Here is a 13,964-nt window from a genome sequence, read left to right on the forward strand (position 1 = left end):
CCTCATTTTACTTAGCCCTTTGCCTATTCCCAAGTCACATACACTTTTAGATCACCCGTATTATCAAAAGAAGTGCTAGAATAAGACACTTCCTCTAGTCCAAGTTTATATAACTCCTGTAGATCATTCTTCAGCTGGGTTCCACTACCGTGATAGCGGAATAATAAAGATCCCTCTCCTGAAGCGACAGCCTTATTCGCCAGCTGAATTAAATCTGCTGCTGAACGTACAATCCGTTCCTCGGCATACAGCTCATAATTAAGGTCCTTCTGAAGCTGCTTATACACCCCGGCGCTCTGTCCTCCACGCTCTACAAGTGCTGACAAGGTCTTATAATAGGCAACCGAGGCTGCCGGATAAGACTTCGTCCAGCTATGGTCCTGACGCATTTGGGCATCCGTCTTCAAGTAATACGCGGTGCTTACCACGCCGGCTTTATCAGGTGTCGGGTCATCCCAAGTTGTGTCGAGATGATACCATCTCCCTTCGAGCAGCACTAGATTCCAAGCATGAGACTGGCTGCGTCCTCCCGGCTGTTTTGCAGTGCCCTCGACGATTTTATTACTGAATCCCGCTTCCTTGAGCAACTTATAGGTCAACAGCGAATACCCTTGGCAAACGGCACTGCCACTCTTCAGGCCTTCATAAGCCGTATATTTACGATAAGAGGTATCATACTTCAGACGCAGCACCACCCAGTCGTGGATAGCCTTAACCTTCTGATGATTATTCATACCCGGTGTAATGATCTTCTTGAGCGTTGCCTTTACTTCTTTGTTCACAAAAGCGGTCTGCTCCAGCGTTTCCAAGTATTTCACTTCTACCGTAACCTTTACAGAACTTTTGCTCCCTCGATAAGTGTATCCGTAGCTGTCTATGATGTAATACAAATAGGGATCGCTATTCATCGCTTGATCTAGACCCGTTTGTATCTGTGTTTTTAAATTCGAGGTTTTCCCCTCATAAGTAAAAGTGATAGTCTCTCTACGATTATTCATCGCACCGGTTAGCTTCTGGGCAATTTCACTCACAGAACGAACGGTCGGTGAAGTCGTGGCCGCATAAGCATGCCCCCAGGTCCAATACAATGTCGGGGGAATGGCTGCGCAAATAATCACTCCTCCAAGAATGACTTTTGCCAACGTGAAGCGTTTTTTCCACATAATTATTCTGATCCTCCGGCTCCTACAGACTTATTCAAAACCCTCCATTTAATAGATAATGAAGACTTGGGCAAAAAAAGACTGTTCTCTGTAGAATAATTCTACTCTGAGAACAGCCTCTAAGCCAGATCAATATGAATTATTTCTTTAGGGGTGTAATGATATAGGTATCTCCTATTACTGTTTCAAATTCCAGCCCCGCTCCTTCAATCTGTGTACCATCCGGTTTTTGAATGAGCAAAGGCTGGTGTTGAACAATTCTGCAGGATCGGCCATGAGTCGAGGTAACCTCTGCCCTAGTTAAACAGCCCCCGCTCCATTCTATAGTCATGACAAAGCCACCACGTGCCACCAACCCTTTCACGCTGCCTTCAGACCATTCCTCTGGAAGAGCAGGTAATAGTTCCAGACCCTCCTGATGACTCTGCAAAAGCATTTCTGCTATTCCGGCTGTAGTGCCGAAGTTTCCATCAATCTGAAACGGAGGATGATTTCCGAACAGGTTCGGCAAACTGGAATCTTGCAAAATGCGACGTAGACAGCTAACCGCACTCTCGCCATCCTTCAGACGCGCATAAAGATTAAGCAACCATGCTGCGCTCCAGCCTGTATGGCCACCTCCATGTTCTATACGTTTCTTCAGTGTTAAGGCTGCCGCCTCCGCTAGCTCTGTTGTGGAGGAAGGGCTAATTACGTTCCCAGGGTACAGGTCATACAAATGAGAAACATGACGATGCCCAGGCTCTTGTTCAGCAAAATCCTCATTCCATTCGCGGACAGTTCCGTCCGGTGCGATCCCTTGGTGGGCAAGCTGTTTCTGTTTCTGCATAAGCTCCTGACGCAGCTCTACATCGGTATTTAAAATATCAGCAGCCTGAATGCAGTGCTTGAACAACTCAGCGATAAGCGATAAATCCATAGCTGAGCCAGCCGAGACACTGCATGGTGTGCCGTCAGCAGTCAGAAATACATTCTCTGGCGAGGTAGACAGACCTGTGGTCCATCTTCCATCAGGCAGCTCTACTAGCCAATCCAGACAAAACAATGCGGCTCCCTTTAATATGGGATAAGCTGTGCGCAAATAGTCCTCATCTGGACGAAAAGCGTAACGCTCCCATAGATGGCGAGAGAGCCATACCCCGCCCATCGGCCAAAAAGCCCACATCGCCTTACCGTCTGATGGAGAAGTCATCCGCCACAAATCGGTATTATGGTGTACTGTCCAGCCACGTGCGGCATAATGAATACTCGCTGTACGGCTGCCAGCCACGCTAAGCTCCGTGATAAAATCTATCAAAGGTTCATGGCATTCGCCCAATCCGCATAACTCGGCTGGCCAATAATTCATTTCGGTGTTGATATTTGTCGTATAATTGCTGTTCCATGGTGGCTGAATATAGGGATTCCAAATGCCCTGCAGATTCAGGGCTTGCGTCCCCGGCCGTGAGCCAGCAATCATCAGGTAGCGGCCATACTGGAACAGCAACGCTTCCAGTTCAGGATCTGCCTGTCCTTCGCGGTATTGTACCAGGCGCTCATCAGTCGGAAGCTCTCCTCGGGAAGCAGCAGATGCAAGCGTCAACTCCACACGGTGGAACAAGGATTGATGATCCTCTAAGTGGCGCTGCTTAAGCTCTGCGTATCCTTTAGAGGCTGAAGCTAACTGCACTAGGCACAACTCCGCTGGCAGCTTGCCACCGCTTCCCGGCATCCGGTCATACCCGGCATAATCGGTTGCCGCAGCCAGACGAAGGGTAATGGAGTGCGCGCCAGAAATCAACAGCGAGCCGTTCTCCGCTACACAAGTCCCACCTTCCGTCTGGATCTCCATAACCGCAGCAAAACTTATGCCAAGCCCCTCTTCATATAATACGGCACGCGGGTGATCCCCTACGTAGTTATCAGCCACATGCGACGGGGCACGGCCAGTCATAATCAGCATGCCATCCGGAGTAATCTCCGAGTTGAAAGGATGTGGTGATGCCAGATCCGCCCAGAAATCTGGCAGAGTAGCTTGGCCCTCCCCCCCCTCAGCACGGATATGAAGAGCTATAATGTCATCCGGTCTGCTGGCCAATACTTCACGTACGATCCTTACACCACCAGCAGTATAGGTTACCGTAGCCAACGCCTGATCCAGATCAAGCTCTCTTCGGTAATCCTCTACAGGACCTGCAAAATTAAACTTCAATCGCAAATCTCCAAGCGGTTGATAGGATTCCGTCCGGCTGCCTAACATTTTGGCGTCCACCAGTGCTTCTGCTTCCTTGTATTTCCCCTCTACAACTAGCTGTTTAGCTGGAGCCAAATGCCGCAGTGCCTCATAGTTGGCTTTATCCCGCGGGAAACCTGACCATAGAGTGTCTTCATTTAATTGAATCCGTTCTTCTTCGATTCCACCAAAGACCATGCCGCCCAGCCTGCCGTTACCTACGGGCAGCGCCTCTTCCCATACAGCCGCCGGCTGCTTGTACCATAACTCATGCCGTCCGGAGTTCTTGCTCTCTCCCATGTATATTCCTCCTGTCCTGTTATTACCGGTGAAAAGCAATCAGCGGGAGGCCCGGACTTTCGTTCGGACTTCCCGCCATCTTCATGCTTTTATTGGATTAGACGAAATTTAATAATTAATCATTCCAAAGTTTCACGCGTTGTTTAACCAGCTCTTCACGCAAATCTTCAGCTTTCGTTACACCAGCTTTATCAAGCTCAGCCATGTAAGCATCCCAAACTTTATCGAAATCAGCTGGTTTAGACAAGATTGCTTCTGGGATCCGTTTCCAACTGATATCCTTCAGCTTGTTGTCAAGAACGACAATTTCGCTATCCCCAGGAATCGTGATATTCCATGCCGCGCCCCAAGGTTTAACTTTGAACTCATCTTCACTTGGGAAGAGGTCTTTCCAAGTTGTTGCTTTGTAAGCAGCAAGTGTTTCTTTTTCAACCGCATTGTAACCTACAGTTACTTGCTCAGGGAAACGAGTTGTGTAGTAGTTACCAGATGGATCCAATACACCGTCGCCATAGTGAGCGCTCAGCAATGCATAGTTTGATCCGACATTACCCAAACCAGTTTCTTTTTGGAAGTTGGTAGTGTCATTATATTTACGGTCGTTCACATCTTCAGGAATGACACGTTTGCCATCAACAACATTGTAGTGTTTGCCTTCAATACCCCAGTTAACCAATACTTGACCTTCGTCGGAAGCTAGGTAGTCCAGGAATTTAATCGCACGAACTGGATCTTTAGCATCTACGCTGATCCCAATTCCGTTACCACCCATGAAGCCTGTAGGCCAGAAGGAGGTTTCTTTGTACTCCTCAGACAAGGTTACAGGATAGTGTCCATAGCCTTGATCCAGCTTGCCTTCAGCTTTCAATGCTCTTTCTCCATCGCCATAACCCCAGTCTTGGTCAATCAAACCAATAACGCGGCCGGTAGCGATTTTAGCTTTGTACTGATCATACTTTTGAACGAAACTTTCTGGATCAAGCAATCCGATATCGTTCATGTGGTTGAGCCAGCGGAAATATTCTTTTTCAGCCGGACGACGGAAGTGATAAGTTACTTCTTGGGTGTCGATATCAATCGCATATTCACCATCGTCAGGAGAACCAGTAGTAATAAATGCTGGGTTAGTTACTGTAATGTACATGTACCAATCATCTGCATTCAAAGTCAGGCCGATGTTTTTGTTACCATTTTCATCGGTAGGATGTTTTTCCAGGTAAGCCTTGATTACGTTCTCATAATCTTGAACAGTTTTGATTGCAGGATATCCAGCTTCTTTAACAGCACGGTGCTGTAGTTCAAATCCGCCACCAGCATCAAAATATTTGTTGTCCACACCTGCATAGGTAGGGATGGCATAAATCGCATGATCATCGTCACTGTAACGTGAACGTTTCATGCCTTCTTCGCCCAATACTTTTTTGATATTCGGAGCATATTTTTCAATCAGGTCTGTTAGATCAAGCATTGCGCCTGCATCCACCAGCTTACTGACATCAGTCTTAGCACTGATCAAATCCGGATATTCGCCGCTCGCTGCGATCAAGGCTACTTTTTGTTGAGGATCACCAACTGCATATTCAGCATTTAGGGTTACTCCCGTTTTTTCCGTAATCACTTTACCAACTTCATCTTGCATACCTGTCCAGTTCGGGTTAGGGTCTGCACTGAAGAAGGTCATCGTGAGCGGGGAAATATCCTCAGCCGCATTGGTCGCATTTCCAGCATTAGTTGCATTGCCGCCTGTATTTCCAGCTGCAGCATTACCATTGTTGCCATTGTTACCGCCGCAGCCTGCAAGCACACCGAGCAGCATAATAGAAGTGAGCGTTAATGCCGTAGCTTTGGCTTTTATCTTTCTATTACTTCCCATTAAATAAACCCTCCTTAAAATTGTTTATCTATCGTATCACAGGTGAAGACCTGTTAATACTTTACCCAGCTTGCCAAAAGAAAACGGATACACAATAGGTTTTAAGCATAGGGGAGACTATGCTCCCCCGTTAAACTGTGATTAGCTCTTCACAGCACCAAGTGTCATACCTTTAACAAAATACTTCTGAATGAACGGATAAACCAACAGGATCGGTACGGTTACGACAATCGTAATCGCCATTTTGAGCGACTCCGGCGAGACCTGATTGGAAGCCAGCGAAGCAATGTTGGAGCGGTAGTCGCCTCCGTTACCACTGGTTGTGGTCTGTAGAACCTTCATCAATTCATATTGCAATGTGGTCAAGTTAGGGCTTGAACCATTGTACAGATAAGTATCAAACCAAGCATTCCATTGACCTACTGCTAGGAACAGCGCGATCGTTGCTAGCGCTGGCTTCATCAATGGCAGAATAACGCGGAAGTAGATAGTAAAGTCATTGGCTCCATCCAGCTTCGCCGATTCCTGCAGCGCATACGGCAGGCCGTCGATGAAGGAGCGGATAACGAAGACGTTAAATGCACTAACCAGTCCAGGCAATACATAGACTGCAAAGCTGTTCATCATATGCAGATCCTTGATCAGCATATAGATTGGAATCATTCCTCCTGAGATATACATGGTCATTGCCAAGAATGTGGAGACAAACTTGCGACCTGCAAAGTCAGGGCGGCTGATCGTAAACGCCAGCATCGAGGCACTGATCAGTCCGAACAAAGTACCGATAATTGTCCGCAAAGCGGATATTTTAAACCCGGTGATTAATCCGGAGAAAGTGAAGATCTTTAGGTAATTGTCCCAGGTAAAATCCCGGGGATAGATGGTCACTCCACCGCGCACACTGTCCACTGAATCATTCAGTGAGATGGCAAGCACGTTCAAAAACGGATAAATCGTGATTACAACCACGAACAGTACTACAAAATATACAAAGAAATCAAAGATCCGGTCTGACCATGACTTTCCGGTGATAGCTGAATTTCCCACTGTAACGCTCTCCTTTCATGAAAAGGGCAATTTACTGCCACGATTGGGTAGAAGGGCCTTCTGTGCTACAGAAGGCTCTCTTTTGTTGTACGTTTGAAGATTCCATTAATCGTAAACAGTAGAATTACACTGATCACTGAGTTGAATATATTGATCGCAGTACCGTAGGAATATCTCGCCATGCCCAGTCCGTATTTCAGTGAATACAAGTCTAGCACTTGAGAATAGTCGGTAACGAGGTTGTTTCCGAGCAAGAATTGCTTCTCAAAGCCGATATTGAGCAAATTACCCACCGACATAATGAGTAGTACAGTAATTGTTGGGCGAATACCCGGAAGTGTAATATGCCATACCTGACGAAGCCTGCTGGCACCGTCTACCCGGGCCGCTTCGTACAATTCAGGCCCAATACCTGCGATAGCTGCAAGGTAGATGATGGCATTCCATCCGGTCTCTTTCCAGACATCCGATAAGGTAACGATTCCCCAGAAGAGATGGCCCTGGGCCATAAACTGGATAGGTGCGTCTATGAATCCTATTCCTAACAAGATATCGTTTACAAGACCATTTTCACCAGATAACATTTTAGTTACAATCCCCGCTGCAACCACCCATGATACAAAGTGGGGCAAATACGAGACTGTTTGAGCAAATCTTTTAAAGAAGCCAAGACGCACTTCATTGAGCAATATTGCAAACGTTATTGGAAAGATAAATCCTGCGACTAAGCCCATTCCACTCATCGCCAGCGTATTACGCAGCGCCAGAAGGAATTGCGAGTCACTGAACAGTGTCTTAAAGTGTTCAAAACCTACCCATTCTTGTTCAAAAAAGCCACGTGCGGGCTTGTACTTTTGAAAAGCCATCGTCCAGCCCCATAACGGGAGATAACTGAAGACGAATGCCCAGATCACAAAAGGTATCGACATCATCCATAAGTACTTTTGATTCTTAAAGCTTCTCCAAAACCGTCCTCCTGAAGCAGGCTTTTTGTTGCGTGTTCGGGTATCCGGCGGGATTTGAGAAGTTACTGTGTCCGCTTTCATAAAGCCCCTCCTCTCTATGTCTATATTCTAAATCTCTGTAAGCGATTGCAGTACCCTATAAATTCGACCTAAAATCAGGTGAAAATTAGAGATTTAGAGCCCAAATAAAGCGGATACATCGTTGAAAACACTGAAAACAAACATGAATTTACTGAAAATATAATCAAGTGAAATTATTTGATTTCATAAATCGATACGATACTTAATCCCCTGTCTATTTCACACAATTAATACTTCATCCCATAATTAAAAAACGCCCCGAGCTAACGTTCTATAAGTGAACGTGGCCGGAAGCGAAGGCGCGGACTGAAATGACCCTATTTAAGCAAATTGCACATCTTATTGGGTTAGGCGGACTATAAAGACCTTATTCACTTAAAAAACCACCTTTTGGAGAACATTTGCAGCTAATAACGTACATGGAGTCCGATAAATCGAAATTGGACTCGAAATAGCCCAAATAACGACTCTGGAGTCCGTCATACCCGCGAATGAAAACTATAATGTGCTCTCAGATGAGGCGTAACAAGTATACCCGTAACCCCTGCCCTGCTCCTCAACGAAAACCTCCGTATGGTTCAATTAAAATTAATTACTTTAATATCATCTTAGCTAGAAAATATTACCTGATACATCAGTACTTCAACTATTTCAGATACATATTCCTTATACGCACATGCCGAGTCGACATTATCTGTTGTACCTGCAATTTCTTTTCCTAAAGGTGGGTAATAGGAGAGCAATGAAAAACAAAAACATCAAGACATTATTATTGATTATCGCCGCAGTATTATTGACACTAAATTTATTTCAATTCAATAACAACGTAAGCCATAACAGATTAATGAATAGGCTGGACCTGAATCTGACATCAGAACTCGACGGTCTAAGAGTGGAATTAGAACGATCCTCAACACCAAGCATTCTTGCTGTAGAGCAAGCGAGTAAAGTTGCCGCCCTTTCGACGTATTCAACATTAGGGTTCGATTATGGATATACCTTGGAAACCAGAATACAGGACAAATATGTACAAAATGAACCTTTTAAAGAGATGGATCAAATTCAAGCGTTACTTCTGGCCCTTCTAGAGGACCCTGCAAATCTAGAATTGCAGCAACGGTTAGATTTATTATTAGTGAAGTAGCTTTAATGTAAGAAAAAAAGCCACAGCTAAAGCTCAGGTTATACCTGAACTGCAACTGTGGCTTTTTGGGCTTCTATTTTAGATGTTTTTGCGAAAAGAACTTGGGGAGAGTCCTACATATTTACGGAACTTGGCGTTGAAGTAATCGGGGTTCATGTACCCAACTTTCTCGGCCACCTCATATACTTTCATGCCTTGCGCTAGGAATTGCTTCGCCTTCTCAATCCGCACTTTGTCCACATACGTATTGAAGTATTCCCCGGTAGTATTCTTGAACATTTTACCTAGATATGCGCTGTTGTAATTAAATAACTCGGATAAGGTCTCAAGCTTAAGGTTCTCATTGTAACGGCGGTTGATTAGCTCCGTAATTTTTTTGATCTCATTCCCTTTGCTGCCACTGGACATTTGATCGGCGATCTCCGCCATGAAATTGACGGCCTGCTCTTGCAGGTCTGCCAGATAATGACTATGGTAGAGCTCACCGATCGGCGGGGAATGCTTAGCGGCATTGCTGCGAATCTCTGGATAGACCGGTTCGAGACGGGCCAACACCGTACTGAGAATCCGCACAAATGTATCTTTGATCTGCTGCTCCTCACTGCCCGCAGCCAGTAGCTCTGCACAGATCGTATCCACCAGCGGTTCAATGGCCGCGCGGCTTCCAGTTTCAACAGCAAGCATTAGGCGGCTCTCCGCATCCTGCCCTTCTTCGGTGTACGCCTCCGCCACTCCAGGAAACAACATACCGGAGAGATCGGCGCTGATCAGAATCCCTTTGCGGTAAAAGAATGCCCGGCGCAGCAGTTCACGCGCCACTTGAAAAGACTGTGCCGCCTCTTCTGGTCCAGCTACAGGGCCTCCCGTTGCTGCGCTGAAGTTGTACCCCTCGCGGCAAATTAAGGAAGCAAGCTCTTCCATCAGCCGCTCCTGTTCCTGCTTTCCTGGCAGCGGCTCTTGCAGCAGGAATCCAATATATGGCGGCATCGTGAAAAACATCCGCTCTTCACTGCTGCCAAAATACTGTTCTACCGCGGCCTTAACGGCCCGCTCCCCTTCCTCACTGCCGCCCGCAGGCGCGAGTAATTCGAGTAGGATCACTTCGACACGGTCTGATTTAAGACCCAGTGCTGCCGCCTGCTTAGCAGGATCATTCTCCCCCTCCTCCGCAGTTGAAGGCTGCAGCAATGTACGCAGCAGGCTTTCGCGATTACGGGCAGGCTCCTCTTCATTCCAGCGGCTAAAGCGATCTTCCTGAGCGATCGTGACTCTGAGTTCCTCCAAATAGTTGATTAGCTCTTCCTCATCCACAGGCTTCAGTAAATAGCCGTCAATGCGGTAAGAAATGGCACGTTTGGCATACTCAAAATCCGCATGACCACTTAAAATTAGCACATGGCTGGTCGAGCCTTCCTCGCGCAGCTCACCGATTAACTCCAGCCCGTCCATACCAGGCATGCGGATATCCACCACAATCAGTTCCGGATAAAAAATATGATATTTCTCCTGAGCTTGCAAGCCGTTGGCGGCCGTAGCCACCACCGTATACCCTAGCTCTTCCCAAGGGATTAGAGCCCGAAGGCCTTCCCGCAGCTTTGGCTCATCATCAACAATCAATACTTTGATCATAGATTTATGTCCTCCATTGGAATACGAAACGTAATAGATGTTCCTTCATTCATCCGGCTTTCGATATTCAGTCCATATTCAACACCGTAGGATAACTTCAAACGGTCGTGTACATTGCGCAGCCCGATCCGTGCCTCTTCCTGCTCATCACGAACCTCAAGGGTATAACGGATCTGCTCCAGCTTGTCCGGAGTGATCCCGGCTCCATTATCGGTAATGGTAAAGACCGCATGATTCTGCTCACGCTTGATATTCACCGTAACCATTGCTCCATCCATCGTGTTGTCTAACCCATGAATCACCGCATTTTCCACAAGCGGCTGCACAATCAGCGGCGGGATGTAGAGTGATTCGACGGCAGGGTCTACAATAAATTGATATTTCAAACGATCCTCATAACGGAATTGCTGAATATCCAAATAACAACGAACCACTTCAAGCTCCTGGCTAAGCAAAATTTTACTTCGGCCTACCTCCAGATTACTGCGCATCATTTTGCCAAGAAGACGCACTACCCGTGCAATCTCCACTTGCCCTTTCATATGGGCCTCCATACGAATAGATTCCAGCGCATTGAACAAGAAATGAGGATTGATCTGGCTTGCCAGCATTTTAAAACGGATATCATTCTGTTTCTGTTCCAGCAGACTGTTCTGGTCATTAGATTCCTGTACCTCGTACATCAAATCGTTAATACTCCGTACCATAGAATTGAACTGACGAGCTAACAGGGCAATTTCATCTTTGCCATCAATTTTTAATGAAGTGTCAAAATCACCCGTACTAACGCGGTTAATATGTCTGCTTAACTGCAATAATCGACGTGAAAATAATGAAGAGAAACTATATATGATTAAAAAGGCCAATAAAACGCTTACGGCAATCACGGTAATCGAAAGCTTAATCACCCGATTAGGTTCTTTGACTATACTATCAATAGAAAAAACAGAAATAATTCGCAGGGCGTTACGGCTGGCTTGTGGTTTAAGTTCTTCTATCACTATTTTGGAGGCTTCACCATCTACTTCTGCCTCATAGCTCCCGCTTCCTTGCCCCAAAAGCTTTGTATCAAAAGAAACATCTGCCAGTTTCTTTCCTGTCCGATCGCTCCGGTTCGCAGCAATGATATTATCCTGATCATCCACGATCATGGTATCAAATGATTCCTGGCTCAGAATTGAGGTTAGCTGGTGACTGTTTACATTAATAACGAGCACGCCAATTTTACTGGAGCCCTCCAGCTCGATTTTGCGGACAAGACTTAAATAATTCCGCTGATCACGCTCATCCTCTATATATTCCCAACCGACGAGGCTATCGTACCGCTGTGCTCTCTGATACCACTGGCTCTCCTTAATGGCAGACGAAGGATTGATCAGCTCCCAGTTGTTAAGCAGCGTAGCATTATCAGTGTATAAACGTATGTTGGATATGTCTTTATATAATCTTAGGTATTCACGCATATCAGTGTAATCCCGATAAGCCTCAACCACATCATAAGTGCTTACATACTGGCGTATGGCGAGTTTTTTCAGCCGGGCATCATTGGACAATCGATACGCTATATCTTGCGATACACCGATGACTTCTTCTGTTCTTTTTTTTACCCGATCTACGTTAATTGAAGCTTGCTCCAGTGCGTTCTCAAACGCCATGGTCCTCATCTCAATCGTAAGATAACCACCTACCAGTAATACCGGTAAAAGTGTAGTCAGTAAAAAAGCAAGCAACAGCTTATTGCGGATTTTGATGTCATTCAGCACCTTAACAAACCATTGAAACATGGCCTTTCGCCCCCCGAAACCTTCACTATCTCATGTACAGGCTGCCACTACCTTGGAGATATTCCATACTTTACAGAAGAAAAATGAAAACGGCAACATTTTTGAATATTGCCGTTCATCACCTCTATAAAGAAGATGGTCTTTAAAAAGGCCTTCCGCCAGATGCGAAAGACCTTTTTTATATCAGACAGATTGATAAATGGCGTTTTATTGGCGATATGCAGCCAGCTTGTTATTCAATTCGCGGGTCTGGCCGTAAACTTCCTGATAGAGGTTGAATAGACCATCATAGATTGCCGTTTGTTTCGGATCTGGTTTATAAACATCAGCAGGACGGATAAACGCTTCTGCACATTCCGCAAGGGATGTGAACCATCCGCTTCCATAAGCCGCCAGCATAGCTGCTCCCATTGCCGGACCCTGTTCACTTTCCAGCTTCACGATGGATGCATTGAAAATATCAGCCTGCATTTGCAGCCAAGCCTCATTTTTAGCTCCACCACCAATTGCAATGATCTCTGTAATCTCTTTGCCTGACTCACGTACAATCTCAATGGATTCACGCAGTGAGAAGGTAATGCCTTCTAATACTGCACGTGTAAAATGCGTCAACGTATGCCCTGAATCCATACCAATAAAGCTTCCGCGAATATTCGCATCTGGATGTGGTGTACGTTCTCCTACAATATAAGGTGTGAATAACAGGCCGCCGCTGCCAGCTGGAATAGAGGAAACTCCGCTTAACAGCTCATCAAAGCTTTTGTCCGCCGCAAAGGTTTCTTTGAACCACGTAAGGCTATGACCAGCAGCTAGTGTAACCCCCATAATATAGTAGGCATCTTTTTCACCATGGTTAAAGAAATGGACTTTGCCTTCGAGATTCAAATCTTTATTGCTCTCATAAGAAAGAACTACACCAGATGTACCAATACTGCACATGGTCCGGCCTTCTCCCAATACACCCGCTCCGAGCGCGCCACAAGCATTATCTGCACCACCAGCAAATACCTTTGTTGAAGATAAAAGACCTGACGCTTCAGCAATGTCCGGCAATAAAGTTCCAGTCTGTTCAAAGGATTCTACCAATCTAGGACAAAGAGAAAGCGGAAGTTCAAAAGCCTCTGCGATTTCTGCACTCCATTCTTTAGAACCTACATCCAATAGCAACGTTCCGGCAGCATCGGAGTAATCCATTGCATAATCACCCGTCAACCGATAACGAACATAATCTTTTGGCAGCAGGAACTGATGCGCCTGTGATAATACTTCTGGTTCATTCTCTTGAACCCACAGAATCTTAGGCAGTGTAAAACCTTCCAATGCTTTGTTTCTGGCGATATCGATCAACTTCGTTCCAAGCGTCTTCTCAATCTTACGACATTGTGCAGTAGTACGGGTATCATTCCAAAGAATAGCTGGACGCAGCACTTGCCCTTCTTTATCTACCAGTACCAATCCGTGCATTTGTCCGGAGAAACTTAGACCGTCTACTTGAGACGGGTCTATGCCTGATACTTCAATCAGACGGCGCAGGCTGACCAGCGTGCCCTTTACCCAATCTTCAGGATTTTGCTCACTCCAGTTCGGTTGGGGTCTGCTTAGCGGGTAGGACTCGGAATGCTCAAAAGCCACCTTCCCCTGCGGGTCCACTAGAACAGTCTTCACTGCACTAGTCCCCAAATCAACACCTATAACGTATTTCATTTTTGACCTCCTAAAAGTTTTGTTAGCATAGACTTCATTGAATTACTTCGAGCAAAACTTAC

9 protein-coding genes are annotated in these 13,964 nt (G+C 45.9%); 1 reads left to right on the forward strand and 8 read right to left on the reverse strand.

Translation table 11 applies throughout. From position 1 onward, the window contains the following. Positions 1-23: 23 nt before the first annotated feature. The 5 genes from MHI32_RS26760 to MHI32_RS26780 form a co-directional block, all read right to left on the reverse strand. Positions 24-1,163, reverse strand: a complete 1,140-nt coding sequence (locus tag MHI32_RS26760) for a transglutaminase domain-containing protein (RefSeq protein WP_076273155.1) — start codon at positions 1,161-1,163, stop codon at positions 24-26. Positions 1,164-1,302: 139 nt separating this feature from the next. Further along, a complete protein-coding gene (locus tag MHI32_RS26765) occupies positions 1,303-3,675 on the reverse strand; it encodes a glycoside hydrolase family 95 protein (protein ID WP_340011374.1) in 2,373 nt (790 codons plus the stop codon). A gap of 115 nt (positions 3,676-3,790) precedes the next feature. After that, entirely contained in the window at positions 3,791-5,548 is a 1,758-nt protein-coding gene (locus MHI32_RS26770) for an ABC transporter substrate-binding protein (protein ID WP_080742630.1), read from the reverse strand. Between the two features lie 141 nt (positions 5,549-5,689). Beyond that, a complete protein-coding gene (locus tag MHI32_RS26775; RefSeq protein WP_076128700.1) occupies positions 5,690-6,595 on the reverse strand; it encodes a carbohydrate ABC transporter permease in 906 nt (301 codons plus the stop codon). A gap of 65 nt (positions 6,596-6,660) precedes the next feature. After that, positions 6,661-7,641, reverse strand: a complete 981-nt coding sequence (locus tag MHI32_RS26780) for an ABC transporter permease subunit (protein ID WP_076100584.1) — start codon at positions 7,639-7,641, stop codon at positions 6,661-6,663. A gap of 742 nt (positions 7,642-8,383) precedes the next feature. Between MHI32_RS26780 and MHI32_RS26785 the strand changes: the two genes are divergently transcribed. Next, positions 8,384-8,785, forward strand: a complete 402-nt coding sequence (locus MHI32_RS26785) for a hypothetical protein (RefSeq protein ID WP_340011377.1) — start codon at positions 8,384-8,386, stop codon at positions 8,783-8,785. Between the two features lie 78 nt (positions 8,786-8,863). Here MHI32_RS26785 and MHI32_RS26790 read toward each other — a convergent pair whose 3' ends face one another. The 3 genes from MHI32_RS26790 to xylB form a co-directional block, all read right to left on the reverse strand. Continuing rightward, positions 8,864-10,414: a response regulator transcription factor gene (locus MHI32_RS26790; protein WP_076185438.1), complete on the reverse strand. Its 1,551-nt coding sequence runs from the start codon at positions 10,412-10,414 to the stop codon at positions 8,864-8,866. Continuing rightward, entirely contained in the window at positions 10,411-12,198 is a 1,788-nt protein-coding gene (locus tag MHI32_RS26795) for a sensor histidine kinase (RefSeq protein WP_076128708.1), read from the reverse strand. Before MHI32_RS26795 ends, MHI32_RS26790 begins: the two co-directional genes overlap by 4 nt. Before the next feature lie 207 nt (positions 12,199-12,405). Beyond that, entirely contained in the window at positions 12,406-13,902 is a 1,497-nt protein-coding gene (xylB, locus tag MHI32_RS26800) for a xylulokinase (RefSeq protein WP_076128710.1), read from the reverse strand. Positions 13,903-13,964: the final 62 nt, after the last annotated feature.

This window comes from Paenibacillus sp. FSL H7-0690 (assembly GCF_037980415.1).
In the GTDB taxonomy this organism is placed as follows: Bacteria; Bacillota; Bacilli; order Paenibacillales; family Paenibacillaceae; genus Paenibacillus_AQ; species Paenibacillus_AQ odorifer.